The 24,174-nt window shown below is 72.4% G+C and carries 23 protein-coding genes; 8 read left to right on the top strand and 15 right to left on the bottom strand.

The genetic code is table 11. The features are described from left to right. Window positions 1-7: 7 nt before the first annotated feature. The gene (gene fxsA / locus OGH68_RS07470; RefSeq protein WP_264242537.1) at window positions 8-172 is read right to left on the bottom strand and encodes an FxSxx-COOH cyclophane-containing RiPP peptide; all 165 of its coding nucleotides are present in this window, start codon (window positions 170-172) and stop codon (window positions 8-10) included. Window positions 173-421: 249 nt separating this feature from the next. Here fxsA and OGH68_RS07475 point away from each other — a divergent pair, with 249 nt between their 5' ends. Next, window positions 422-1,330, top strand: coding sequence for a DUF4231 domain-containing protein (locus OGH68_RS07475; protein ID WP_264249955.1), 909 nt, complete (start codon window positions 422-424; stop codon window positions 1,328-1,330). Between the two features lie 15 nt (window positions 1,331-1,345). Here OGH68_RS07475 and OGH68_RS07480 read toward each other — a convergent pair whose 3' ends face one another. The 4 genes from OGH68_RS07480 to OGH68_RS07495 all read right to left on the bottom strand — a co-directional run bounded on the left by OGH68_RS07480 (window position 1,346) and on the right by OGH68_RS07495 (window position 5,735). Beyond that, on the bottom strand, window positions 1,346-1,825 hold the full coding sequence (locus OGH68_RS07480) for a hypothetical protein (protein WP_264242538.1): 480 nt from the start codon (window positions 1,823-1,825) through the stop codon (window positions 1,346-1,348). A gap of 135 nt (window positions 1,826-1,960) precedes the next feature. Next, window positions 1,961-2,851, bottom strand: coding sequence for a S1 family peptidase (locus OGH68_RS07485; protein ID WP_264242539.1), 891 nt, complete (start codon window positions 2,849-2,851; stop codon window positions 1,961-1,963). Between the two features lie 193 nt (window positions 2,852-3,044). After that, entirely contained in the window at window positions 3,045-3,896 is an 852-nt protein-coding gene (locus tag OGH68_RS07490) for a S1 family peptidase (RefSeq protein WP_264242541.1), read from the bottom strand. 627 nt (window positions 3,897-4,523) lie between these two features. Then, window positions 4,524-5,735: a DUF5685 family protein gene (locus tag OGH68_RS07495; protein ID WP_264242542.1), complete on the bottom strand. Its 1,212-nt coding sequence runs from the start codon at window positions 5,733-5,735 to the stop codon at window positions 4,524-4,526. Window positions 5,736-5,974: 239 nt separating this feature from the next. Here OGH68_RS07495 and OGH68_RS07500 point away from each other — a divergent pair, with 239 nt between their 5' ends. Then, window positions 5,975-6,406 (top strand): cell division protein SepF, encoded by a 432-nt coding sequence (locus OGH68_RS07500; protein WP_264242543.1) that lies wholly within the window; start codon window positions 5,975-5,977, stop codon window positions 6,404-6,406. A gap of 46 nt (window positions 6,407-6,452) precedes the next feature. Here OGH68_RS07500 and OGH68_RS07505 read toward each other — a convergent pair whose 3' ends face one another. Continuing rightward, window positions 6,453-7,643 (bottom strand): acyl-CoA dehydrogenase family protein, encoded by a 1,191-nt coding sequence (locus OGH68_RS07505; protein WP_264242544.1) that lies wholly within the window; start codon window positions 7,641-7,643, stop codon window positions 6,453-6,455. 123 nt (window positions 7,644-7,766) lie between these two features. Continuing rightward, window positions 7,767-9,482: an MFS transporter gene (locus OGH68_RS07510; protein WP_264242545.1), complete on the bottom strand. Its 1,716-nt coding sequence runs from the start codon at window positions 9,480-9,482 to the stop codon at window positions 7,767-7,769. A gap of 437 nt (window positions 9,483-9,919) precedes the next feature. On the opposite strand from OGH68_RS07510, the gene OGH68_RS07515 reads away from it, so the two are divergent. Further along, window positions 9,920-10,936, top strand: coding sequence for a phosphatase PAP2 family protein (locus OGH68_RS07515; protein ID WP_264242546.1), 1,017 nt, complete (start codon window positions 9,920-9,922; stop codon window positions 10,934-10,936). Window positions 10,937-11,026: 90 nt separating this feature from the next. Here the strand turns inward: OGH68_RS07515 and OGH68_RS07520 are convergent, their stop codons facing one another. The 5 genes from OGH68_RS07520 to OGH68_RS07540 all read right to left on the bottom strand — a co-directional run bounded on the left by OGH68_RS07520 (window position 11,027) and on the right by OGH68_RS07540 (window position 15,813). Next, window positions 11,027-11,242: an I78 family peptidase inhibitor gene (locus OGH68_RS07520; RefSeq protein ID WP_264242547.1), complete on the bottom strand. Its 216-nt coding sequence runs from the start codon at window positions 11,240-11,242 to the stop codon at window positions 11,027-11,029. Window positions 11,243-11,535: 293 nt separating this feature from the next. Continuing rightward, complete coding sequence (locus tag OGH68_RS07525; protein ID WP_264242549.1) at window positions 11,536-12,507, bottom strand: helix-turn-helix transcriptional regulator; 972 nt, start codon at window positions 12,505-12,507, stop codon at window positions 11,536-11,538. Between the two features lie 158 nt (window positions 12,508-12,665). Continuing rightward, on the bottom strand, window positions 12,666-13,952 hold the full coding sequence (locus tag OGH68_RS07530; protein ID WP_264242550.1) for a glycosyltransferase family 4 protein: 1,287 nt from the start codon (window positions 13,950-13,952) through the stop codon (window positions 12,666-12,668). Window positions 13,953-14,021: 69 nt separating this feature from the next. Further along, complete coding sequence (locus OGH68_RS07535) at window positions 14,022-15,308, bottom strand: ABC transporter substrate-binding protein (protein WP_264242551.1); 1,287 nt, start codon at window positions 15,306-15,308, stop codon at window positions 14,022-14,024. Next, window positions 15,283-15,813 (bottom strand): hypothetical protein, encoded by a 531-nt coding sequence (locus OGH68_RS07540; RefSeq protein ID WP_264242552.1) that lies wholly within the window; start codon window positions 15,811-15,813, stop codon window positions 15,283-15,285. Before OGH68_RS07540 ends, OGH68_RS07535 begins: the two co-directional genes overlap by 26 nt. Before the next feature lie 91 nt (window positions 15,814-15,904). Between OGH68_RS07540 and OGH68_RS07545 the strand changes: the two genes are divergently transcribed. The 5 genes from OGH68_RS07545 to OGH68_RS07565 all read left to right on the top strand — a co-directional run bounded on the left by OGH68_RS07545 (window position 15,905) and on the right by OGH68_RS07565 (window position 21,165). Further along, the gene (locus tag OGH68_RS07545; protein WP_264242553.1) at window positions 15,905-16,345 is read left to right on the top strand and encodes a hypothetical protein; all 441 of its coding nucleotides are present in this window, start codon (window positions 15,905-15,907) and stop codon (window positions 16,343-16,345) included. Beyond that, entirely contained in the window at window positions 16,333-18,906 is a 2,574-nt protein-coding gene (locus OGH68_RS07550) for an ABC transporter permease subunit (RefSeq protein WP_264242554.1), read from the top strand. The genes OGH68_RS07545 and OGH68_RS07550 overlap by 13 nt, the downstream gene beginning before the upstream one ends. Next, window positions 18,903-19,595: an ATP-binding cassette domain-containing protein gene (locus OGH68_RS07555; protein WP_264242555.1), complete on the top strand. Its 693-nt coding sequence runs from the start codon at window positions 18,903-18,905 to the stop codon at window positions 19,593-19,595. The genes OGH68_RS07550 and OGH68_RS07555 overlap by 4 nt, the downstream gene beginning before the upstream one ends. Window positions 19,596-19,734: 139 nt before the next feature. Continuing rightward, window positions 19,735-20,514 carry a hypothetical protein gene (locus tag OGH68_RS07560; RefSeq protein WP_264242556.1) on the top strand — a complete coding sequence of 260 codons (780 nt, stop codon included), beginning with the start codon at window positions 19,735-19,737 and terminating at the stop codon, window positions 20,512-20,514. 297 nt (window positions 20,515-20,811) lie between these two features. Continuing rightward, window positions 20,812-21,165, top strand: a complete 354-nt coding sequence (locus OGH68_RS07565) for a hypothetical protein (protein ID WP_319020188.1) — start codon at window positions 20,812-20,814, stop codon at window positions 21,163-21,165. Window positions 21,166-21,240: 75 nt separating this feature from the next. On the opposite strand, the gene der is transcribed toward OGH68_RS07565, so the two are convergent. Genes der through cmk form a run of 3 tightly spaced genes read right to left on the bottom strand, consistent with a single transcriptional unit; the run spans window position 21,241 to window position 24,126 of the window. Next, on the bottom strand, window positions 21,241-22,689 hold the full coding sequence (gene der, locus OGH68_RS07570; protein ID WP_264242558.1) for a ribosome biogenesis GTPase Der: 1,449 nt from the start codon (window positions 22,687-22,689) through the stop codon (window positions 21,241-21,243). 58 nt (window positions 22,690-22,747) lie between these two features. After that, the gene (locus OGH68_RS07575; RefSeq protein ID WP_264249956.1) at window positions 22,748-23,335 is read right to left on the bottom strand and encodes a lysophospholipid acyltransferase family protein; all 588 of its coding nucleotides are present in this window, start codon (window positions 23,333-23,335) and stop codon (window positions 22,748-22,750) included. A 53-nt stretch (window positions 23,336-23,388) separates the two neighbouring features. Next, complete coding sequence (cmk, locus tag OGH68_RS07580) at window positions 23,389-24,126, bottom strand: (d)CMP kinase (protein WP_264242559.1); 738 nt, start codon at window positions 24,124-24,126, stop codon at window positions 23,389-23,391. Window positions 24,127-24,174 lie beyond the last annotated feature (48 nt).

A 24,174-nucleotide genomic window follows, 5' to 3' on the forward strand; every position in this document is an offset into this window, starting at 1 on the left:
AAGTCGCTCAGAGCGCCGAGTTGAAAGTGGTGGCGCGCACGATGCGCTCTTCGGAAGCGGGCAGGACACGGGCGAGCTTGCGTGCGGCTTCGTCGCCGCGCACGTCGATCTGCGCCAGGGGAACTCGATTCTTCTTCGCAGCGGCGAAGGAGGGAGAGGAGTGCAGGGTCATTGGGGGCCGTCCTTGATGTTGTGTCCAGCTCAATGCTGTGCCCAGCGGGGATACCACGCACCGTTGCGATGCCGGCGGCACGACTTTACTCTCATGGCCACTCCCAGCAACTCAGCACGGGGATAAGCAACAAAAGAGTTGCACCACATTCTCGCAGGACCGCAAGGAACAAGCGATTCCGCCTAAAGAGTGATGCCAAAACCGCAGACGGGGGTGTGTATGAGCGACCTTTCGAGCCCTTTGCAGAGCATGGTCCTCCACAATGCCGACCTACCGGTTCTGTACCACCGCACGGACGCCATCGCCGTCGCCCGCCAGCGCGAGGCCGTGGCCGGCACCCGGCACCGCCTCCTCCTGCTGGTCGCCGGCGCCGCCCTGGCGGCCCTGCCCACCTCGCTGAGGCTCGGCGACTCCTTCCAGTTCGCGTCGTTTCTCAGTGCTTTGGCGTACGGGGGTGTACTGGTGCTGGGGTACCGCGCCACCCGCCGCAGAGCAAAGTCGCAATGGCAACTGAACCGCTCCGCCGCCGAGTTCATCAAGTCCATGTGCTGGCGCTACGCGGTCCACGGCTCGCCCTTCGACTCACGCCTTCCGGAGGCCCGGGCCGATGATTTGTTCACCGCCCGTCTGGAGGACGGATTACGGGAGTTGGCCAAAGTCGGCTGGGAGGACCCCCGCTCGTCGGGCGAGGACGCCGCGGCCGGTGATCTGATCACCACCCCGATGCGCCGCCTGCGGGCCAAACCCTTCAGCGTCCGCAAGGAGACCTACGTCAGGGACCGGCTGATCGAGCAGCGCAACTGGTACCACCGGCGTACGGAGATGTCCCGTCGTGCGACCGCCCTCTGGTCCGCCTCGATCGCTCTGCTCACTCTCTTCGCCCTGTTCTTCGCCACACTGCGAACCTTCTCCGTGGCGGACTCCTTCCACGTCCAGGGGGTGCTGTCGGCCGCGGCCGCGGCCTGCCTGGCCTGGAGCGAGATCCGCCGCCACCAGCCGCTGATCGCCGCCCACTCGCTCGTGGAGGAGGACCTGGCGGCCATGCACACCGCCATGGAGACGACGGTCACCGACGCCCAGTGGCCGTCCGCGGTCTACGAGACCGAGCGCATCGTCTCTCCCCAGCACACGGACTGGCTGGTGAGACACCGCAGTTGACCGGTACCGGCGGGCTCAGTCGCGTTCGACGCCCTCGCGCCAGATGATCGTCACGGGCTTCCCGAGGTCGCGGGCGTAGCGCACGATGTCGCCGGTGCCGCCGTGCCCCCGGGCCGGGAGGCCGTCCCAGACGGCGAGCAGCCGGTCGCAGTGGTCGGCGATGTAGGCACCGGCGGCGAAGTACGCCTCGTCGGTCGAGACCGGGAAGGCCAGCCTCACTTCACGGGTGGCCAGGCTTCTCAGCCTCCGGTACCGGGCGAGCTCGCCGGGGCCCGTGAACCCCTGTTCGTAGTCGCCGCTGGGGATGACGGCCGTCAGTTCGGCGCCGCAGTCCAGGGCGATGTCGGCGAAGATCTGGTCCGCCCCCACGGCGAGGCTCGACAGCGCCTCCAGCGAGCCCCGGTGCCCGTGGAGCACGGCCCGCAGGCCGGCGCTGACATGGGTTAGCGCCTCCGGCGGGATGCCTCGGTGGCCGGTCACTCCGATGCGTTTCACTTCGCGCTGCAACCCCCGTCACTACGGCCGCCCCCGGCCGTCCTGACATCCTCCGAAAAAAGGGGCGGGACGTCGAGCCCCCGTCCTGGTGAAGGACGGAGGCCGTCGTCGTCGGTTGCTGCGCGTCCGGACGCGTCAGTAGACGCTCACTCCGTACCGGTTCAGCGCCTCGACCACCGGCTGGAAGAACGTGGTGCCGCCGGTGGTGCAGTTTCCGCTGCCGCCGGAGGTCAGGCCGATGGCCCGGCTCCCGGAGTAGAGCGGGCCACCGCTGTCGCCGGGCTCGGCGCACACATTGGTGCGGATCATGCCGTAGACGATGTCCCCGCCGCCGTAGTTCACGGTGGCGTTGAGCCCGGTGACCGAGCCGCTGTGGGTGCCCGTGGTGGAGCCGCGGCGGGTGACGGGCATGCCGACGGTGGCGTTGGCCGCGCCGGTGATGTCCCGGCCGCCGACGGTGCCGGGGTGGGACAGCGAGGTGTTGGAGTAGCGGACGATGCCGTAGTCGTTGCCGGGGAAGCTGGAACCGGCCGTCGGGCCGATGACCGTGGAGCGGGAGGAGTTGGCGTACCAGGTGCCCGCGCCGTCGGTGCAGTGACCGGCTGTCAGGAAGTAGTAGGTGCTGCCGCTGCGGACGTTGAAGCCGAGAGAGCAGCGCCAGCTGGACGCGTAGATCGCGTCGCCGCCGGAGATCAGCTTGGAGAAGGTGCCCGGCGTGCGTTCGATGCGCAGGGCGCCGGCGTTGTGTCCGGCCTCGCGCTTGATCCTGGCCAGCTCTGCCTGCGAGACGGTGCTGTCCGCGGTGACGACAAGGGTGTTCGTCGCTTTGTCGACGTGCCAGGCGGTGCCGGGCACGTCCGCCTCGAGCAGCGCGTCGCTCGCGGCGGCGAGTTGCTGGGCGTCGTAGGTCCGTGCTTCGTCGGCCGTCGCGGTGGGGACCGCCAGTGCGGCGGCCGCGATCAGACCGGTGGCCACGGCCAGCAGGCGGCTGCGTCTGCCGGCGGGGATGGTGTGCTGGGTCCTCACGTTTCGTCCCTCCAGAGGGAGTCAGGGGCCCGCAGTGGGGTGCCGGGCCCGTGAGGCGCCGGTCCGGGGACCGGCGCTGTGGGGGAAGTTTCCGGCCATGCGGTCACACGCCAAAAGGGAGTGCTTCCGGCCATCGGCCTCCTCGGCGGGGGCCGGAGACCCGGGGAACGGGTACTCAGCTGCCTCAGGGCCCTCAGTAGATGCTGACCCGGTACTTGGCGAGCGCCTCCGGCACCGGCTGGTAGAACGTGGTGCCGCCGGTACGGCAGTTGCCGCTGCCGCCGGAGGTGAGTCCGAGGGCCTTGGAGCCGTCGTAGAGCGCTCCGCCGGAGTCGCCGGGCTCTGCGCAGACGTTCGTCTGGATCATGCCGCGGACCGTGCCGCCGCCGGAGTAGTGGACCGTGGCGTTGAGACCCGTGACGGTGCCGCTGTGCGTACCGGTCGTGGAGCCGCTGCGCTTGACCGACTCGCCGACGTAGGCCTCGGCCGCGGTGAAGCCGCCGGTGTGGCTGAGGGAGGCGTTGTCGTACCGGACGAGGGCGTAGTCGTTGTTCGGGAAGCTGGACCCGACGGTCGGTCCGATGAGCGTGGACTGATTGGAGTCGGCGTACCAGGTGTCGGCCACATCGCCGCAGTGCCCGGCCGTGAGGAAGTAGTACGTGCTTCCGCTGCGCACGTTGAAACCGAGTGAACAGCGGTAGCCACCGCCGTAGATCGCGTCGCCCGGGCCGAGGAGCGGCTTGAAGACGCCAGGGGTGCGCTTGACCGTGATCGCGCCGGCGTCCGCGCCGGCGGTCCTGCGGATTCCGGCGACCTCCGCGTCGGACACGGTGGAGTCCGCGGTGACGACGACCCGGCCGAGAGCCCGGTCCACGTACCAGGCGGTGCCTTCGACGTCGGCCGCGAGTACGGCGGCGTCGGCACGGGCGAGTTGGGCGGCGCCGGCGGGGCCGGGAGTGGGGGTGGCCGTGGCGGCGGGGGCGGCGAAGCCGGCCGCCAGGGTCGCTGCGGCGGCGAGCAGGGTTACGGTGCGCTTGATCCTCACTGTGCTCCTCCTGGGAAGAGGGGAAGAACCCGCGGTGGCGGGTCCGTGAGGCGCTGTCAGGATGGCGTGTTCCTGACATGTCACCGCCAGCGATAGTGACTTCCGGACAGCGGACGCACAAGACCGCAGGCCGAACGGATCCGAAGACAGCGCGCACCGCATCATGCGCCGGGACCGCCGCTTGGCCGGATGCCACCCTCGCCCGACCGGGCGCACCGGACCACTTCCCGGCCAATGGCCCCCTTGCCCTCCCAGGCCCGGCAGGCCACTTCCGCCACGGGGCACCCGCCGACGACCCGAGTACGCGGGACCGCCACTTGGCCGGAACCTGCCGGGCCCAGCCGGGCCACTTCCCGGCCCGAAGCCACCTCCCCCTCCTGGGCACGGCAGGCAACTCCGCGACGGAGCCGCCGCCCAACACCCGAGCACGCCGCGCCGCGGCGGCCCGGCGCCCGGACATGACCGGCGCGCGTGGGCTCGGCGCGCTCTGCCACCGCCCGGGAGCGGCCCCGGCCTTGCCCGACCGGTGCCGCGCCGTACCGGCCGCGCGGCGGCAGGCGGCGGCCTGCGGCCGGAGGGTGGCACCGACACACCGGACACGCGGCCGCGGTGGGCCCTGACGCAAGGTCAGCAGTTGCAGTCGCAGCAGCAGCCGTCGCCGCAGCAGCTGTCCGAGCAGTTGCTGCAGCAGTCACAGCAGTCACAGCAGTCCGAGCAGTCGGACCTGCTGCACAGGCTCTCGCGGCGTTCACCGCTCCACGGGTCCTCGTGCGTGCCGCAGCACATCTGGCAGGTGCAAACCAGCCCCGCCCAGACCAGGCACCCGGCGATCAGACCTCGCCGGTCGCGGCGGGGCGGCTCAGGCGGGAGCGGTCCGCCGGGCCCCGGGGCGTACGGATTCCCGGGGACCGGCGGACCGTAGGGGCCGGGCTGGTGCGAACAGGTAGTCGTGCCGAAGGCCCGGTCCACCGAGGTGCGCAGCTCGTGCTTGAGGAGCACATGCACCAGCCTGTCGTCGACGAAGCGGGCGTCCCGCAGCGCCAGGCGGATGCCGTGCAGCGCGTCGTCGGCGAGGCGACGGGCCTCGGCGAGCGGCGTGCCCGTGGCCGTGAGCGGGTTCCACGCGCCCGACGCCGCGTCGGCTTCCTGGTCCTCCACGGCATCCAGCAGATGAGCGAGCCGCCCGAAGAGCCGCCCGGCCTCGGCGAGCGGCGCCACGTTCTCCGGCCGGCCGGCGAGCACGGCGGTGTGCGCGAAGGCGGCGGCCGTGGCGGTCTCCGTCGGTTCCGTGACGGTCAGGACGGACGTGCCCGGTCCGGCCAGCGCCTCGAGGCCGGCCTGACGGCCGACCGCGTCGAGCAGCACCGCCGTGTCGAAGCCGAGGGCCGCCCCGGCGCGTGCGCCCGCCCGGTCCCAGCCCGCGGAGACCCGGCGGGCCGCGGCGGCCAACGGCCTGCGGGCCAACACGCCGTCGCCGTCGGCGACGTGGTCGCGCACCTTGGCCGAGGCGAGCACCAGGGAGACGGCGGCGGCCAGGCGCGCGCCCTCGCCGCGGGCGACGGGCGCGGTGCGCATGGCGCGCAGCGGGCAGGGTCCGGCGGTGCGCCGCTGAGCGGGGGTGCGTTCGGCCTGAGCCTCCGTCAGGACCGAGACGATCAGGCCGTCGTAGTTGGTGACGACGCGGGCGAACTGTCCGTGGTCGGCGCGAAGTGCCAGACAGAGCCCGCAGAGATGGGCCATCCACTCGGTCTTCAGGCCGTCGGTGAGACGGTGTGAGCATGGTCTGACGATTCCGAACACGACGGCCCCCCGCGAGTCGCTGAAATGTGCGGTGCGCATCGTATCGATCCGGTCGTTCACCCGTACGTGCCCAAGGTCACCCGTCCGACCCGACTTTTATATTTTCATCCCTTCACGCCCCCTGTGGCGGCCGGACCTTGACGAATCGCCACATCTTCTGCACCAGTACCGTCACGAATCCCCTGCGCGGCGACTATCCACTTGGCGCCCGATCCGCATCATGGACGACGATAGGGGATATGCGGAACGACAAGTGACCGCGATGAAAGGAGGCGTCCATGGGATCGGTGCGTAAGGCGAGCGCCTGGCTGGGACTCGTCGAGGACGACGGGCGTTACTACGACGACGACTACGCCGAGGGTGCTGAGACGAGTGACGCGTGGGTCACCGACCCCCGGGTGCGGGTCGCCTCCGAGTCCGCGCAGCAGGAGGGCCGCCGGATCGCGACGGTGTCCCCGGACGGTTTCCGGGACGCCCGCGGGATCGGCGAGCTGTTCCGTTCGGGCGTCCCGGTCATCGTGAACCTCACGTCGATGGAGCCCGGCGACGCCAAGCGGGTCGTGGACTTCGCCGCGGGCCTCGCCTTCGGGCTGCGCGGTTCGATCGAGCGGGTCGCGACGCGGGTGTTCCTGCTGACCCCCGCCGACACCGAGATCGTCAGCGGGGACCCGGCAGGCCGTTCCCAGGACGGATTCTTCAACCAGAGCTGAGCAAGGTGTTCGCCGGTCGCCGCCCGGGACCGGTCCCTCGTCCCTCCTAGCGGAACGCGTCGAGACCGGTGAGCGCCTTGCCCAGCACGAGCTGGTGCATCTCGACGGTGCCCTCGTAGGTGAGCACCGACTCGAGGTTGGTCGCGTGCCGCATCACGGGGTACTCCAGCGAGATCCCGTTCGCGCCGAGGACGGTGCGTGAGGTGCGGCAGATCTCGATCGCCTCCCGCACGTTGTTGAGCTTTCCGAAGCTGACCTGCTCCGGCCGCAGCTTCCCCGCGTCCATCCGCCTGCCGAGGTGGTGGGCGAGCAGGATGCCCTTGTGCAGTTCGACGGCCATGTCCGCGAGCTTGGCCTGGGTGAGCTGGAAGCCGCCGATCGGCCGGCCGAACTGCTCGCGGGTGCGCGCGTACGACACCGCCGCCTCGAAGCTGGCGCGCGCGGCGCCCATCGAGCCCCAGACGATTCCGTAGCGGGCGTGGCTCAGGCAGCTGAGCGGGCCGCGCAGACCGGTGACGTCCGGGAGCACCGCGTCGGCGGGCAGCCGCACCTCGTCCATGACGAGTTCGCTGGTCACCGACGCGCGCAACGACCACTTGTGCTTGATCTCGGGCGCCGAGAAGCCCGGGGCCTCGGTGGGCACGACGAAACCGCGGATGCCGTCGTCGGTCTGCGCCCAGACCACGGCGACGCCGGCCACGGAGCCGTTGGTGATCCACATCTTGCGGCCGGTGAGCACCCAGTCGCTGCCGTCGCGCTTGGCGTGGGTGCGCATGCCGGCCGGGTCGGAACCGTGGTCGGGCTCGGTCAGTCCGAAGCAGCCGATGATCTCGCCGGCGGCCATGCCGGGCAGCCACCGCTGCTTCTGCTCCTCGGAGCCGTAGCGGTGGATCGCGTACATGGCGAGCGAGCCCTGTACGGAGACGAGGGAGCGGATGCCGGAGTCGGCTGCCTCCAGCTCGAGGCAGGCGAGTCCGTACTGGACGGCGGTGGCGCCGGCGCAGCCGTACCCGTCGAGCGACATGCCGAGCGCGCCGATGGAGCCGAGCTCGCGGGCCAGGTCGCGGATGCCGGGGAGCTCGCCGCGCTCGTACCAGTCGGCGATGTGGGGCAGGACGCGGTCGGCGGCCCAGGTGCGGACGGTGTCGCGGATCGCGAGGTCCTCGGCGTCGAGGAGGTCGTCGATGCCGAGCGGGTCACCGGGATCGAAGGGCGGAAGCTTCGAGGCTCTGGACATGGTGTGACCTCCGGCGGCTCTCACGCTGGGCACTCCCGCGGCCCGGGACCGCAGGGAGGGGAACGAACGGCTCGGCCTCCGAAACTAGCACCGCTAGTCGGAGACTTCGCCAGACGTTACGGCTCAGTGTGCCGCGCGTCCAGACCCCGCCTCGGCGGCCGCCGGCCTGCGCCCGGCCGGCACGCCGGCCCGGTGGCGCGGGTCCGCGGCGCCGGACCGCCGGACGCCGGAGGCGTCGCTCTCACGGCTCGCCGGGATCGTCGCCGGATCGGCCTCCCCCGGCTGGTGGCACTTCTCCGCCGTGCCGCACTCCATGGCGCGGGGCAGCCGGAGCGCCGCGGCCGCGCCGAGCAGCAGCAGGCCCGCGCTGACCAGCAGCGTGATGTGGAGACCTTGTACGAAGGAGTGACGGGCCGTGGACCGCAGCAGCTCACCCGCCGGGCCGCCGAGCCGGTCGGCCACCTGGTAGGCCTCGCCCAGTGAGTGTGCGGCGGCCGCACTCGCGGACCGGGGTACCTCACCCAGGGACGTCAGAGCGGGGGCGTACGCGGCGTTCATCACGCTGCCGAGCAGGGCGATGCCCATGCCGGCGCCGAGCTGGTACGAGGTCTCGCCGATCGCGGCGGCCCCGCCCGCCTGGTCGGCGGGGGCTTCGCTGAGCATCGACTCGTACGCGCCGAACAGCGTCGTCTGCAGCCCGAAGCCGAGCAGGACGAACGCGGCGGTCAGCAGCCAGGGGCGGTCGTGCTGGCCCATCACCGTCAGCAGCAGTACGGCGCCGGCGGTCAGCGTGAATCCCCACCCGACCATCCGGCGGGGGCCGATGCGGTTGAGGGTGAAGGAGCCGGTGGCGCCGGCGGCCATGGCGGCGAAGGTCAGGGGCAGCAGCCGCAGGCCGGTCTCCAGCGGGGTGAGCCCGAGGACCAGCTGGAGGTACTGGACGGCGATCAGTTCGAGGCCGACGAGCGCCAGCATGGCGAGGACGATGCAGCCGACGGAGGTGGAGAAGGCGGCCCTGCCGAACATCCGCATGTCGATGAGCGGATGCGGGCGGCGTTTCTGCCGCCCCACGAACAGCACCAGCAGCGCCGTGCCGAGCAGCAGCGGGCCGGCCACACCCGGGGTGAGCAGGCCGGAGCCCGCGCCCAGCCGCTTGACGCCGAGGACCACACCCAGCACTCCGCCCGCGGCCATCAGCGCGCCGAGGACGTCCCAGGGGCCGTTCTGGCCGCCCTTGGACTCCGGCAGCAGCCAGCGGCCCGCGGGGACGATCAGCGCCATCAGCGGAATGTTGATCAGGAAGACGGAGCCCCACCAGAAGTTCTCGACGAGGAAGCCGCCGACGACGGGTCCGGTGGCGGCGCCCACAGCGGCGACCGCCGTCCATATACCGATCGCCGTCGCCCGCTCACGGCGGTCGGGGAAGACGGCGCGCAGGATCGACAGTGTCGCGGGCATGATCATCGCGCCGCCGACCCCGAGCAGGGCGCGGGCGCAGATCAGCACGTCCGGAGTGGGCGCGAAGGCGGCGACCGCGGAGGCGGCACCGAAGATGCCGTAGCCGAGCAGCAGCACACGGCGTCTGCCGACCCGGTCGCCGAGGGTGCCGAAGAGGATCAGCAGCGCGGCGCAGACCAGGGGGTAGGCGTCCACGATCCACAGCAGTTCGACACCGCTGGGGCGCAGGTCCTCCGTCACGGCGGGGACCGCGACGTGCAGCACGGTCGCGTCGAGGGCGACGAGCAGCAGGCTGACGCACAGGACGAAGAGGACGACCCAGCGGTTGGCCCCGCCGCCGACGGAGCGCAGGCGTGCGCCGGCCGTGGGCGTCACGGACATGTACGTACCTCCCGGTGAGTCCCTCGCGCTCGGCGGACCGGCCTGGACGGTGGTGCGGGGGTGTCCCGACTGGGCGGCCCGGCATCGACGGGCGAGTGAGTCGACAGCGTACGCGAGTTCGCGCGCGGTGCACGTGGTCGATCTCTCATGGGATCGGACCGCCGGGTGTGGCGTACGCCACTCGACGGGGCGGGCCGAGTCGATCTTGGCGCGCCTGAACATCCCGGAAATTCCGCAAGGGGTCGCGGTGAACCATTCACCATCCACGGAAGGATGCCTTCCGTGAGGACCGTCCGACAAATACGGGAAGACGGTCACCGGCTTTTCCTGACGGCCCGTGAATGAAACTGGACCTGAGACAAACTCCACATCACATAGGCATCACGAAGAGAGTGGATCGACCGGACCACACACTCACTCGCTGTAACGTCGATTAGGTGCGTACCGACTTCTTTGCCCGGCTGGACCGGGAGCCGGAACCGCCGAAGATGGAGATCCCGCGGATGAGCCGCACGCGTCTCGCCCTCTTCGGCGGGACGTCGGCGTTCTATCTGGCCATCGTCGTCGCCGTGCTGGCGTCGACGTGGCTCGTGGCCCTCGACTGGAAGCTGATGCTCTTCCGGCCCTACGAGCAGTGGCCGGAGCAGCACGCCTTTCTCGACTACTTCGTGGTGCTCGGCCAGCGCGGGCCGACGGCCGTCATGGTCGCGGCGTGGCTGGGCTGGCGTTCCTGGCGCCAGCACACCCTGCGTCCCCTTCTCGCGCTCGGCGCGGCCCTGCTGCTGCTGAACGTCACGGTGGGCGCGGTCAAGATCGGACTCGGCCGGCTCGGCCCCCACTACGCGACGCAGATCGGCTCCGCCGAACTCTTCGCGGGCGGCGATATATTTCCTTCCGGACACACCGCCAACGCGGTCGTGACCTGGGGAATCCTGGCCTACCTGGCCACCACGCCGAGAGCCCGCCGCTATCTGTCGGCGCTCTCCGCCGTGGTCTCGCTCGGGGTCGGACTGACGACCGTGTATCTCGGGACGCACTGGCTGAGCGATGTGCTGCTCGGCTGGGCGGCGGGACTGCTGATCCTCCTCGGTCTGCCCTGGTGCGAGCCGCTGATCGGCCGCGCCGAGGCCTGGATCCTCGGGGTCCGAGAGCAGTGGCGGACGCGCCGTGCCCCGGGTCGCTCGCTGCCCGTCGCGGCGGGCGGGCCGCGTCCCGCGATGGTCCCGCAGCGGGCGACGGACACCGGGCGGCCGGAGGATGCGGCATGCGAGCCGGTGGCCACCGTCGCCACCACGTCCACCCGGCCGTCGCAGGGCTCGGCGACCGGCCCGGCGGCGAGCACCAGGACGACCACGCACGACCGGTCACGGGCCCACACGCGCTCGGAGCGGACTCCGGTCACGCCGTCGGGCAGCAGACGTCCTCCCCATTCGCGGCCGCTGACGGGCGGCTGAGCGGCGCGGGCGACCTGCCCGGCCCACGGAATCACACGAAGGCCCCGGTACTCGGCGAGTACCGGGGCCTTCGTGTGATTCCGGGCCGGCTCAGCCCTTCCAGCAGCGGATGACCGAGCCGTCCTTCACCTCGAAGTTCAGCCGGCCCGCGACGTACTCCATCGTGATGATCGAGCCGGGCGGCAGCGCTCTGACGGTCGACCAGCCCCGCTCACGGGCCTGCTGCTCGGCCTCGAGGGCGTCGAGGCCGACATACGACTCCGGGTTGTCGTCGGGCTGTGCGGGAGGGCTCGGTATGGGTGCCATGCACCCCACGGTAGGCGGCAGCGGACGGTGACGGAAGCGGAGCCGGGGCGGCTCCCAGCAGCCCCGTATACCTCACCGGTCACGCTTGTGTCACAGGATCTCGACACATGTTCCGTTCGAACTCCTTCACCCGAACGGGCTCCGCGGAGGCCTTCCTGCACCATTCGGAGCAGTGCCGCCGGTCAGGAATAATTGCAATTCGCCCGGCCCTTCGAATTCATGACCGGCACCGGCTCGCGGAGTAATTCACACAAGCCGAGGAATTCACCGTTCTTTCACAGAACCCACGCGGTTCACGGGCTTTCCGGTGCCATCGCGCGGGACAGCCGGTCGCGGAGCGCCCGGATGCGCCCGGTCAGCTCCGGCGGCTCGACGACCTCGAAGTCGACGCCCATCAGCAGCACGTGGATCACCAGCACGTCCAGGTTCGCCGCCCCGGTCCGCAGCAGGCACCGGCCGTCGTCGACCGGCTCCAGCACCCCGTCGGACGGACCGACGAACTCGGCCGCACGCTCGGCGGAGGTGTGCAGCCGGACGACCGCCCGGGTCGCGTACGCACGGTTGGAGACGCCCTGGGAGACATAAGCCGCGAGATCCTCCGCGGGAGGAGTGCGGGGCGCGAAACGGGGGCCGTGCGGGGGCTTGGGAACGATCCGGTCGGCGCGGAAGGTGCGCCAGTCGTCGCGCTCGACGTCCCAGGCGACGAGGTACCAGCGGCGCTCCGTGCACACCAGCCGGTGGGGCTCGACGGTGCGGCGGGTGGCGGACCCGCCGTGGTCGCGGTACTCGAAACGGAGCCGCTCGCTGTCCCGGCAGGCGTTCGCCAGCTCCGTCAGCACACCGGCGTCCACGGTCGAACGCTGCTGTCCGCGCAGCATCGGAACGGTGAACGAATTGAGCGCGCCCACCCGCCGCCGCAGCCGGTCCGGCAACACCTGCTCCAGCTTGGCCAGGGCGCGTACGGACGTCTCGCCGATGCCCTCGATGCCCTGGCCGGCGGCGGTGCGCAGGCCGACGGCCACCGCCACGGCCTCCTCGTCGTCCAGGAGCAGCGGCGGCAGTTCGGCGCCCGCGCCCAGCTGGTAACCGCCGCCGGTGCCCGGACTGGCGTTGACCGGGTAGCCGAGCTCACGCAGCCGGTCCACGTCCCTGCGGACGGTGCGCGGTGTGACACCGAGCCGGTCCGCCAGGTCGGCGCCGGACCATTCACGGTGCGCCTGGAGGAGGGACAGCAGGCGCAGCAGTCGTGCCGAGGTTTCCAACATGGAACGGAGTCTGCCAGCGGTCGAGGACAGCTGCTGTCCTCGACGACGGTCGGACCAGTGGCCCCTCGCGGCCGTCACACCGGCCCGCCCCGGCGGCACGGGGCGGCGGGCGGCGGGCGGCGGTGCGACCACCGGTGCACGTCACGTCATGAGCCTGCTCATGCGCTCTTCCTGCTTCTGCGGATCAGGTCCGCCGCACGGTGACGCAGCCCGTACCCCGCGTCGAACAGCGTGCTGCGGCCACGGTGCAGCGCCTCGCTCAGCGCACCGCGTGAGTGCCCGCTTGCACTGCGGGTGACGAGCTCGGTGAACAGCGCCTCGTGGCGCGCGGCGACGGTGACCGGGTCGAACCGGGCCGACGCGGCCAGCGCCGCGCGGCCGGCGCGCTGCCGCAGCTCGTCGTCGCCGATCAGCTCGAGCAGTGCGTCGGCGATCGCGTCCACGTCGCCGACCGGGACGAGCCGGCCGTCGACACCGTCCTCGATGATCTCGCGGGGTCCGTGCGGGCAGTCGGTGGAGACGACCGGCAGACCGCAGCGCATCGCCTCGACGATGGTCATGCCGAAGGACTCGAGGCTGGAGGTGACCGCCGCGATCGAGCCCTTGACCCACTCCGCCTCCAGCGGGTTCGCGGGTCCCATGAGAAAGACGTGGTCGCTCAGTCCGCGCTCGTCGATGAGAGCGGTCAGCGCCTGCTTCTCGTTGCCGGTCGCGTCCCCACTGCCGTAGATCCGCAGCCGCCAGTCGGGGCGGGTCGCGACCACCTTGGAGAAGGCCTTGACGAGCAGGTCGTACCGTTTGACGCGGGTCAGGCGGCCGGCGGCGACGACCCACTTCGCCGTGCAGTCCGCGGGAGCGACGGCCGGCTCCGGCACGCTGTTGGGGACCGCCTCCATCCGTACGCCGGGCAGCTTCATCCGCTCCCGGTACGAGCGGGCGTCCGCCTCCGTGACGGTGGTGATCGCGTCGAGCACCGTGTAGCGGTGGGCTATCTCACGGCGCAGCCGGTACCCGTGGCTGTCGAGCGTCAGATGCTCCTGGCCGACCCGCACCACGCCCCGCCTGGTCTGGCGGGCGATGTGCACGTTGAGTCCCGGTCGGGTGCCGACGACCAAGTCGGCGTGGAGCGAGGCCAGATGGGCGCCGATCCTGGTGTCGGTGAGCCGGCTGTACTGCTTGTGGCGGCCGTCACCGCGCGGGAAGACCTTCGCCGGCCGCTTGGCCAGCGGGTCGTCCCCGTCGTAGCCGGGGCTCTTCTTCCGCAGGTCCACCAGGTGCTTCATGGTGACGCCGGCGGGTGCGCCCATGACCGGCTCGTCGCGGTGGCGGAAGACGGAGACGATCTCGACGTCGTGCCGTTCGGCGAGCGCGCCGGCGAGGTTGAACGTCGTCCTGATCGTCCCGCCGATGCCATAGGCGTTGTGGAGCAGAAATGAAATGCGCATGCCGTCCCGCGTCCCCCGTGGTGCTGCCGAACCTCCTGGTCGGGAGGTCTGTGCCACGACTCTACTCGGCTACTGAGGGCGGTAGGGAATCTGCGGAACCCGGAAGCAGTTGTGGTTCATGTCGCCCCCCTGGGTGACCCAGCCGCGGCCGTCCTGCCAGCGCGCAACGGACAGACACGCGCGGCGCGTTGCGGGCGGCTCCTCGAGGTGCCGGAACGAGACGGGCAGCAGCAGTCCGCGTGCGGTGTACGGCTCCGGGCGGTTCAGGTAGCGCTCGACGCAGGCCCTGGTGAGGCCGGCGGAGCAGGACCTGGCCGCGTCCGTGAACCACATGGCCGCCGCCCAGCCCTCGAGCTGCCACTGCGACAGCTCTCCATCGCCCATGGCCCGCCTGAACTCGCGTACGGCCGGGTGGCCGGTGTCCTGGTAGTTGCGGCTCGCGCCGGTCGCCCACAGCGCGTTGCGGCAGCCGGGAGCGTCCTGGTAGTCGCGCGGGACGGCGGAGTTCCAGTTCTGGACGTTGGTGACCTTGGCGGTCACCCGCGTCCCGACGTCGTCCATCGCCTTGCACAGCCGGGCGTTGCCGTGTGCGTCCAGGGCGTCGAAGACGAGGTCGGCGCCGCTTCGCCCGATGTCGGCGGCCACCGCACGGAAGTTCGGCAGCGCGAAGTCCAGCTGCTCGGACACCACGCGGTAGCCCTCCGCCTCCAGCCCCCGGGCGACCAGCCGTGCGTACACGGCGGACGACGCCTGGTTGTAGGAGACGACGGCAGCGGTACGGGCGCCCTGGTGCCGCTTGAACCATCGGTAGACCTCGGTGCCGCCGTAGAGGGTGCCGTCCCAGCCGGGTGCCTCGCCGGTGCGCGGGGCGTCGCTGCCGTAGATGCCGTACAGATGCGGATAGGTGTCGTACGCCGTGCCGATGGGCTGGCCGCCGATGTCGGGGACGCCCGCGCGGGACACCCGGGGCGCGCCCGCGTAGTCGAGCACGGTGGTGGCGACCAGGGCGAAGACCTTGTGCTCGTCGATCAGGCGGTGCACGCACGCGTTGTTGCCGACGCCACTGCCCCCGTCGTCGCACGTGACGACCTCCACGCGGCGGCCGTCGATGCCGCCGCGGGCGTTGACGGCGTCGAAGTAGGCGCGGGCCCCCTCGCCCGGGCCGTCGAAGGCCGCGCCGCCGACGGGGCTCGTGGCGCTGGCGATGATGCCGACGCGCAGCGGTTCACGCCCGGCGCCGGCCGGGTCCGGGGAGGCGTCGAAGGCGCGTTCGGGCAGCCGGCTGCCGCAGGCGGTCACCACGGCGAGCAGCGCCGCGGCGAACAGCGCCTCAGCAGCCCGGAACAGCCCTGGCATCCGGACTGAGCTCCACCAGGGCGCACAGGGCCTTCTGGGACACCTTCCAGGTGCCGTCGTCGAGCACGGCCGTGCCCTTGGCGCCCGGCAGCGCCGTGTTGCCGCCGACCATGAGGTCGTAGGTCACGGTCGCCTCGGTCTCTGAGGTGAACCGCACGTCGGTGACCTCGGCGGACGCCTGCGTGGCGTTCCTGTCGCCGCTGAAGGCGGTCAGGGCGGGGCGCAGCGCCTCACCGTTCTCGAGCACCTTCACCTTCTCGTCCGTGGACGTCCTGGGGTCGAAGAACGTCGTCCAGTTCTTCTTGACCTCCTCCTCCGCGGCCGCCCGGTCGGCGGGGCCGGAACGCTCCCCCGGGGTCTCGGGGGCGGAGGCGGCCGGCGTGGGCGAGGTCGCGGGGGCGGACCCGTCGCCTCCGTCGTCGGAGCACGCCGCGGCGAGCGGGCCCAGCACGAGGACCGCCGCCGCCGCCCAGACCACTGGCCGGGGGCTTTTCGAACCGGTCATGTCACTCACCACCAGATCTCGGCTTCCAGCGTCGGATGGTTCGGGACATACCGCAATATTCAGGGCATAGTGCAGGAGAGGAGGCGTTTCGATGCCGGCGTCCCGACTGCTGTGCTGGGGTGGGCTCGCGGCCGTTGCCTGCGGGGCGGTCCTGTGTGTCGTCGGCTGGTACGGCGTGTCCGGCGAGAGCGTCGCCGAACGGCAGCTGCCCTACCTCGCGTCGGCCACGGTGCCGGGCGCGGCGCTGCTGGTGGCGGGGGCCGTGCTGATCGCCGCGGGGACCCTCCCGCCACGGCCGGGCGAGCGTGACCCCCGGGCCGGCGGCGTCCTCGTACCCGGCGCCGGTACGGACTCGGCCACGGAGACGGACCCGGGCGTGCCCTCGTCGGACGGGCCGCCGCTGCGCGTGCCGGGCGGCAGGCTGGCGCACCGGCCGGACTGCCCGCTGGTGGCCGGGAAGCCGGAGGCGGTACCGGCGGCGGGTGACGCGGCCCTCGAGCCCTGTCCGGTGTGCGAGCCGTGGCCTCACTGACGTACGACCTGACCCTCGCCGGGCTCGCGGTCGGCAGTGCCGCCGCGCTGACCGGCATCGGACTGATCGTCACCTACCGGGCGACCGGGGTGCTGAACCTCGCGCACGGGGCGGTCGCGATGGTGTGCGCCTACGTCATGCGGCAGTTCGCGGTGGAGTGGGGCTGGCCGGTGCCGCTCGCCGCCCTGGTGACGCTGCTCGTCGTCGCACCCGGGATCGGGCTGCTGCTGGAGCGGCTCGTCTTCCGCCCCCTGTCGGTGCCGGCGCCCGACCCGGCGCGGACCCTGGTGGCGTCGATCGGCGTCTTCGTACTGCTGGTGGGTGCGGCGGCGCTGCTGTGGGGCGAGGGCGCCCGGGCCGACGCGCCGGTGCTGCTCCCGGACGCCCCCTGGACGCAGCTCGCGGCCGTCCTGCTGCTGGCCGTGCTGGTGGCCGCGGTCACCCGGTGGACCCGGTTCGGCCGGGAACTGCGCGCCGTCGTGGACAACCGCGTCCTGGCGTCCCTCGGCGGCGTCGACGCCGACCGGGTGGCGGCGGCGGGGTGGGCGTTCGGATCGTTCACCGCCGGTCTGACGGGCGTACTGCTGGCCCCGTACGTACGGCTCGATCCGTACGGGCTGCCCCTGCTGGTCGTCGAGGTCATCGCGGTGGCGGTCGTCGCGCGGATGCGGAGCCTGCCCGTCGCGATCGGGGCGGCGCTGGCGATCGGCGTGGCGCAGGCGCAGTTGACCCGGCTGCACCTGTCGGGGCCGGCGCAGCCCCTGGTCCAGGCGGTCGAGGCCAATCTGTTCGTCGTGGCGCTGCTGGTCGCGGCCCTGCTGCTGCCCGGCGCCGGCGGTTCGGTGACCCGGGCGGCGGCTCCCGCGGTACGGATCGCCCGGCCCGTGTGGCTGATCGCCGGGGTCCTTCTGCTGCTGCCGCTCGGATTCGCGGGCGCGGACCTGCAGACGGCGGTCCAGGTGCCGGCGCTCGCCGTCGTGCTGCTGTCCCTGGTCGTGGTCGCCGGGCGCGGCGGCCAGATCTCCCTGGGTCAGGCCGCGTACGCGGGGCTCGGCGCGCTCGTCACGGCGCTGCTGGCGGCGGGCCGGTTCCCCGGTTTCCCAAGGCTGCCCGAGCTGGTGGCCCTGGCGGTCGCCGTGGTGCTGGTCGCTCCGCTGGGGCTGGTGACCGGGTGGCCCGCGATCCGCCGGCACGGCCTGGCCCTTGCGCTGGTCACGCTGGCCGTCGGGGTGGCGGTGAGCCGCTTCGTCCTGACCCAGCCGTACGCGACGGCCGGCCTGACCGTGTCGCGCCCTGCGGCCCTCGGCTCGGACCGGGCGTACTACGTCGTGGAACTGGCCGTACTGGCCGGTGCGCTGGCGGCGGTCGCCGCGCTGCGCCGGGGTCGCACCGGGCGGGCGCTGGCCGCGCTGCGCGACCACGAGGAGGGCGCTCAGGCAGCGGGGGTGGCGGTCCCGGCGCTCAAGGTCACCGCGTTCGTGACGGGCGCGGCGCTGGCGGCGCTGGGCGGCGGCCTGCTGGCCATGGGGGTGCGGGCGTTCGACCCGGAGGCGTTCGATCCGGTGCGCGGTCTCCTCTGGTTCGCGGCGGTGTTCGTGCTGGGCGCGGACAACCTCCTCGCGCCGCTGCCGGCGGCGGCGCTGCTCGTCGCACTGGACGCGGGCACCCGGGGCGGTGTGGCGGCGGTCGTGATCGGGCTCCTCGCCGTCCTCCTGGGCCACGGCCGGCTCCTCGGCCGCCGCCCGGCCGGGCCCGAACGGGCGGCCACCGCCCCTGTCCCTTGGCCCGGCCCCGCCGCGCCGTACCGAAGTCCCAGGGCGCCCCGGCGGGCGGTCGGCACCGAAGAGGCACGCGGCCGTCCCGCCGACGGCGGCCCGGCGGTCCGGCCCAGGGGGCCCAGTGCCGAGGAGGCGCGGCCCCGGGGGCTCAGTGCCGAGGGGCTGCGGGTCGCCTTCCAGGGGCGGGAAGTGGTCGGCGGGGTGGATCTCGTCGTGGAACCCGGGCGGGTCACCGCGCTCGTCGGGGGAAACGGCGCGGGCAAGAGCACCCTGTTCCACTGCCTGTGCGGGTCGCTGCGGCCGGACGCCGGGCGGGTGCGGCTCGACGGGGCCGACATCAGCCGCCGGTCCGCACACGCCCGGACCCGGCTCGGGATCGCCAGGACGTTCCAGCAGCCCGCCGTCTTCCCGTCCCTGACCGTCGAGGAGAACGTACGGATCGGCGCCGAGCAGGGCCGGCACCGGGACACGTCGGCCGTGGGCCCCGTGCTGCGGCTGCTCGCTCTGGACGGCCCGGTGCGGCGGCTGCCCGCCGCCGGGCTGCCCACCGGGGTGCTGCGCCGGGCGGAGCTGGGGCGGGCGCTCGCCTCGCGGCCCCACACGCTGCTGCTGGACGAGCCCACGGCCGGCCTCGACACCGCCGAGACGGAGATGCTCGCCCGCATCCTGGAGGCGCTCGCGGCGGACGGCACGGCCGTCCTCGTCGTCGAGCACGATGTCGCTCTCGTCGCCCGCGTCGCCGACACCGTGCACGTCATGGAAGCGGGGCGGCTGGTGCGATGACCCTCGCGATGGAACTGCGCGACGTGCGTGTGCGGTACGGCCCGCTGGAGGCACTGCACGGCGTCCGGCTCCCCGTTCCGGCCGGAGCACTGACCGTCCTGCTCGGGCGTAACGGCTCCGGCCGTACGACCGCGCTGCGGGCGCTCGCCGGTACCGTCCTTCCCGCCGCCGGCTCGGTGCTGTGGCAGGGCCGGGACGTGACGGCCCTGCGCGCGTACGCGAGGGCACGGCTCGGCCTGTGCTTCGTGCCCGACCAGCGGGCCGTGTACGGCACCCTGACCGTCGCGGAGAACCTGGAGCTCGCCGCTCATCGCGGGGAGTTCGCCCGTGCGCTCGAGGGTTTCCCGGCGCTCCGGCCGCTGCTGGGCCGCACGGCGGCCACTCTGTCCGGCGGCGAGCAGCGGATGCTGGCGCTCTCCCGCGCCCTGCTGACGCCCGCAGCGGTCGTCCTGGCCGACGAGCCCGTCCAGGGCATGGCGCCGGCGGTCGCGGACCGCGCGTACGAACTGCTGCGCGAACTCGGCGCCGCGGTCGTCGTCGCCGAGCAGCGGCTGCCGGAGGCCCTGCGCCACGGCGGCCCGCCGGTCGTCGTGCACGAACTGCGCCGCGGCTCGGTCGTGTTCAGCGGCGAGCCTGCCGAGCTCGCACCCGTCTCCCCCGGGCCCGGGGGCGCTCCCCGGCCGCCCTGATCCGGCCGACGGGGGCGCGGCGCGGCGCCGTGCGCTTCGATTCGTTGCCGCTGCGGGCGTGACCCCCACGACGGATCGCCCGTTGAACCTTCGAGCCGGGACCCGCCCGGCACACCTGATCAAGTCCGAGGAGCCACCCGTGCCGCGCATGCTCGACGTCAGCGAGGACGTACGCGCCGAGATCGGCGACGAAGAAGCCGACCGGCTGCTCGCCGGCCTGAACGCCCCGGGCAGCTACGACTGCACCTCCTGCCGCACCCCGGGCGACTCCGAGCAGGAGCGGACCAGCACCGTGCTGTTCGTCGGCGACGAAACCGCCGTTCTCGCCTTCGCCCATGCCACCTGCATCCCTTCGCAGGTGGTGCAGGTCGCGGAGGACCAGCTCCAGGGCGCCGTCCGCTCCATCACCGGTGAGGAGCCGCGGATCCAGGGTGCCGCACCCCAGCAGGCGGTGCTCGGCGTCACCAGCGGTCTCATCCTCATCGACGGCGACGTGTTCCCCGCGCTGGTCGTGGAACCGACCGCACCGATCGCCCGCCCGGGCACGGGCGGCAGCGGCGGCGACGACTTCCTGCCCCTCCTGATCGAGCAGGGCTTCCTGCCCGTCACCGATGTGAACCAGCACCCCTCCCAGCTGCCCGGCTGGTCGGTGCTGCTCGCCATGGGCCAGCTGCACGCCGTGCTCCAGCCGGGTACGGGCGGCGGCAGCCCGGTCGCCTGGTGGCAGGCGCACCAGCCGCTCCAGGTCACCGAGGGCTGGCGAACCGCCGTCAACAAGACGCAGACCGTCCTGGTGTACGCGGCCCCGGTGGGCTCCATCGGCCAGCAGCCGCGGGAGGACCTGCTGCGCGACGCGCTGGAGAAGGCGGCGGCCGGCGGCCTGCTGGTCGCGGCGTCGATGCCTCTCGCAGGCACCTGAGCCACCCCGAGGCCGTACGGCTCCGATCCGCCGTGCGACGCCTCGGACCGAGCCCCTGGACCACGGGGGTGCCCGCCGACCGGCCCGGCAGGCACAGGACGTACGCCGGGGCCGCTCTCCTGCCCCGGCGTACGTCCGTGTGCGCGCCCGTGCCGCCGCGTGACCGCCACGGGGCCACGCCGTCCCCCGGAAGAATGCAGCTCGCCGCAGCCCGCATCCGTGAGCGGGCGGCGTCGTTGCAGGTACGTGCACTCATACGACCCCTCCCCCCAGCCCTTCCAGAGCCAGATCCCTTCCATGCGCCCCTCGCGCGACGGATCGCCCGGCCACTCGGCCACGCCGATCTACGACGCGCTGTACTCCGAGTACCTCAGGGCGTTCCGGACGCTGCCGGGTGACCGCAGCGGGGAGGAGGATCTGGACTTCAGGGGGTTCGGGACGGGGATGCACAGCGGCCGGGGCGGCCTCTTCGGCTATGGAAGCCATACGGGCCAAACCGGGCAGACGAGCGACCATCCGGGACACACCGGCCACTCGGCCGGCCAGTTGAACTCCAGCGGTCAGCAACGCGGTTGGCATCCGCACCAGACGGGTCGGCACGCCGCCCATCAGCCCGCGGCGCTGCCACCGGCCCCGCGCAAGGGGGTCTGACCCTCCTGGCGCACCGCTGCCCCCGGCCCGCGTTCGCGGGTCCGGGGGCAGCGGCGATGACGGCGGCCCTGTGGCCTACTTCTTACGGCCGCGCTTCTCGCGCACCCGGACCGAGATGTGGATCGGGGTCCCCTCGAAGCCGAACTCCTCGCGCAGCCGGCGCTCGACGAAGCGTCGGTAGCCGTGCTCGAGGAAGCCGGACGCGAACAGGACGAACCGCGGCGGCTTGGTGCCGGCCTGCGTGCCGAACAGGATCCTCGGCTGCTTGCCGCCCCGGATGGGGTGCGGATGGGCGGCGACGATCTCGCCGAGGAACGCGTTCAGCCGGCCGGTCGGGACGCGGGTCTCCCACCCGGCGAGGGCCGTCTCGATCGCCGGGACCAGCTTCTCCATGTGGCGGCCGGTGGTCGCGGAGACGTTGACCCGGGGCGCCCAGGCGACCTGCTGCATCTCGGTCTCGATCTCGCGCTCGAGGTAGTAGCGGCGCTCCTCGTCGAGGGTGTCCCACTTGTTGTAGGCGACGACGATCGCGCGGCCGGCCTCGACGGCCATGGTGATGATGCGCTGGTCCTGAACGCTGATGCTCTCGCTCGCGTCGATCAGGATGACCGCGACCTCCGCCTTCTCGACGGCGGCGGCCGTGCGCAGCGAGGCGTAGTAGTCGGCGCCCTGCTGGAGGTGGACACGCTTGCGGATACCGGCGGTGTCCACGAACTTCCAGGTCACGCCGCCCAGTTCGATCAGCTCGTCGACCGGGTCGCGGGTGGTGCCCGCGAGCTCGTTGACGACGACACGCTCCTCGCGCGCGACCTTGTTCAGCAGCGAGGACTTGCCGACGTTCGGGCGGCCGATCAGCGCGATCCTGCGGGGGCCGCCGAGCGCGGTGCCGAAGGTCTGCGCGGGCGCCTCGGGCAGGGCCTCCAGGACGGCGTCGAGCATGTCGCCCGTACCGCGGCCGTGCAGCGAGGAGACCGGGTGCGGCTGGCCGAGGCCGAGCGACCACAGGGCCGTCGCGTCGGCCTCGCCGCTCGGTCCGTCGACCTTGTTGGCGCACAGCACGACGGGCTTGCCCGCCCGGCGGAGCAGCTTGACGACGGCCTCGTCGGTGTCCGTCGCGCCGACCGTGGAGTCGACGACGAAGACGACCGCGTCGGCGGCCTCGATGGCGTACTCGGCCTGGGCGGCGACGGAGGCGTCGATACCGAGGACGTCCTGCTCCCAGCCGCCGGTGTCGACGACCTTGAAGCGGCGGCCGGCCCACTCCGCCTCATAGGTGACGCGGTCCCGGGTGACGCCCGGCTTGTCCTCGACGACCGCCTCGCGGCGGCCGATGATGCGGTTCACCAGGGTCGACTTGCCGACGTTCGGGCGGCCGACGACGGCGAGGACGGGCAGCGGTCCGTGCCCGGCCTCCTCGATCGCGCCTTCGACGTCCTCGACGTCGAAACCCTCTTCCGCGGCGAGCTCCATGAACTCCGCGTACTCGGCGTCGCCGAGCGCTCCGTGGTCGTGCTGGTCGTTCATGAAGTCCGTTCCTCGTTCGTCACTGAGCCGCGTCGGCGGCCCATTACTCAAGTCTGGCTCAGCGCCCGGTCAGGCGCTTCGCGTTCACCAGGTGGGCGGTCAGCCGCTCCTGGGTGCGCACGGTCGCTTCGTCGAGCGCCTTGCGCGTACGGCGTCCGCTGCCGTCACCGGCTTCGAAGGCGTCCCCGAAGACCACGTCGACACGGCTGCGCAGCGGGGGCAGCCCCTTTATCAACCGTCCGCGCCGCTCGGTGCTTCCCAGCACCGCGACCGGGACGATCGGAGCGCCGCTGCGCACCGCGAAGTACGCCAGGCCGGCACGCAGCGACGCGAAGTCGCCCTCGCCCCGGGTGCCCTCGGGGAAGATCCCGAGGACTCCGTCGTTCTCGAGCACGCCGAGCGCCGCCGTGATGGCGGTGCGGTCGACGGTCGTACGGTCCACCTTGACCTGTCCGATCCCGGTCAGGAACGGGTCGAGGGGGCCGACGAACGCCTCCTTCTTGATCAGGAAGTGCACGGGCCGGGGCGCGGTGCCCATCAGCATCGGCCCGTCGATGTTGTGCGCGTGGTTCACCGCGAGGATGACCGGACCCGCTGCCGGGACCCGCCACGCGCCGAGGACGCGCGGCCTCCACAGCCCGTACATCAGCCCGATCCCGATGCCCCGCCCGACGGCCGCGCCCTTCCGCGAGGCTACGGTCACTTGGCGACCCGCTTCTCCGCACTCCCGGTCGCGCCGCGCTTCTCCTCGTCGCCGGTCGCGCCGCGCCGCTCCTCCACCAGGGTCACGACGCACTCGATGACCTGCTGGAGCGTGAGGTCCGTGGTGTCGACCTCGACCGCGTCGTCCGCCTTGGCGAGCGGGGACGTCTTACGGCTGGAGTCGGCCGCGTCCCGCTTGATCAGGGCCTCGCGGGTGGCGGTGACGTCGGCGCCCTTGATCTCGCCGCTGCGCCGGGCGGCCCTGGCCTCCGGCGACGCGGTGAGGAAGATCTTCAGGTCGGCGTCGGGCAGCACGGTCGTGCCGATGTCGCGGCCCTCGACGACGATGCCCTTCTCGGCCGCCCTGGCGATGGAACGCTGCAGCTCGGTGATGCGGGTGCGGACCTCCGGGACGGCGCTGACCGCGCTGACCTTGGAGGTGACGTCCTGCTCACGGATCGGGCCGGAGGCGTCGAGACCGTCGACCGTGATGGCCGGCGCCGACGGGTCGGTGCCTGACTCGATCACCGGCTTGCCGGCGGCGCTCGCGATCGCGAGCGGGTCCGACACGTCGATGCCGTTGGTGATCATCCACCAGGTGATCGCGCGGTACTGAGCGCCGGTGTCGAGGTAGCTCAGCCCCAGCGCGGAGGCGACGGCCTTGGAGGTGCTCGACTTGCCCGTGCCGGAGGGGCCATCGATGGCGACGATCACGGATTCCACGGTGTCGGACACCTTCCTGGTTCGTGGGAAAGGGCATGGCAGGGTGCCTGGTCGCCCACC

It is taken from the genome of Streptomyces peucetius, from assembly GCF_025854275.1.
Lineage (GTDB): Bacteria > Actinomycetota > Actinomycetes > Streptomycetales > Streptomycetaceae > Streptomyces > Streptomyces peucetius_A.

Excerpts from the sequence above, each read along its gene's own strand:
- fxsA (WP_264242537.1), bottom strand. The coding sequence starts at position 172 with ATGACCCTGCACTCCTCTCCCTCCTTCGCCGCTGCGAAGAAGAATCGA.
- OGH68_RS07475 (WP_264249955.1), top strand. The coding sequence starts at position 422 with ATGGTCCTCCACAATGCCGACCTACCGGTTCTGTACCACCGCACGGAC.
- OGH68_RS07495 (WP_264242542.1), bottom strand. The coding sequence starts at position 5,735 with ATGCGCACCGCACATTTCAGCGACTCGCGGGGGGCCGTCGTGTTCGGA.
- OGH68_RS07500 (WP_264242543.1), top strand. The coding sequence starts at position 5,975 with ATGGGATCGGTGCGTAAGGCGAGCGCCTGGCTGGGACTCGTCGAGGAC.
- OGH68_RS07505 (WP_264242544.1), bottom strand. The coding sequence starts at position 7,643 with ATGTCCAGAGCCTCGAAGCTTCCGCCCTTCGATCCCGGTGACCCGCTC.
- OGH68_RS07510 (WP_264242545.1), bottom strand. The coding sequence starts at position 9,482 with ATGTCCGTGACGCCCACGGCCGGCGCACGCCTGCGCTCCGTCGGCGGC.
- OGH68_RS07520 (WP_264242547.1), bottom strand. The coding sequence starts at position 11,242 with ATGGCACCCATACCGAGCCCTCCCGCACAGCCCGACGACAACCCGGAG.
- OGH68_RS07525 (WP_264242549.1), bottom strand. The coding sequence starts at position 12,507 with ATGTTGGAAACCTCGGCACGACTGCTGCGCCTGCTGTCCCTCCTCCAG.
- OGH68_RS07530 (WP_264242550.1), bottom strand. The coding sequence starts at position 13,952 with ATGCGCATTTCATTTCTGCTCCACAACGCCTATGGCATCGGCGGGACG.
- OGH68_RS07535 (WP_264242551.1), bottom strand. The coding sequence starts at position 15,308 with ATGCCAGGGCTGTTCCGGGCTGCTGAGGCGCTGTTCGCCGCGGCGCTG.
- OGH68_RS07540 (WP_264242552.1), bottom strand. The coding sequence starts at position 15,813 with ATGACCGGTTCGAAAAGCCCCCGGCCAGTGGTCTGGGCGGCGGCGGCG.
- OGH68_RS07545 (WP_264242553.1), top strand. The coding sequence starts at position 15,905 with ATGCCGGCGTCCCGACTGCTGTGCTGGGGTGGGCTCGCGGCCGTTGCC.
- OGH68_RS07555 (WP_264242555.1), top strand. The coding sequence starts at position 18,903 with ATGACCCTCGCGATGGAACTGCGCGACGTGCGTGTGCGGTACGGCCCG.
- OGH68_RS07565 (WP_319020188.1), top strand. The coding sequence starts at position 20,812 with ATGCGCCCCTCGCGCGACGGATCGCCCGGCCACTCGGCCACGCCGATC.
- der (WP_264242558.1), bottom strand. The coding sequence starts at position 22,689 with ATGAACGACCAGCACGACCACGGAGCGCTCGGCGACGCCGAGTACGCG.
- OGH68_RS07575 (WP_264249956.1), bottom strand. The coding sequence starts at position 23,335 with ATGTACGGGCTGTGGAGGCCGCGCGTCCTCGGCGCGTGGCGGGTCCCG.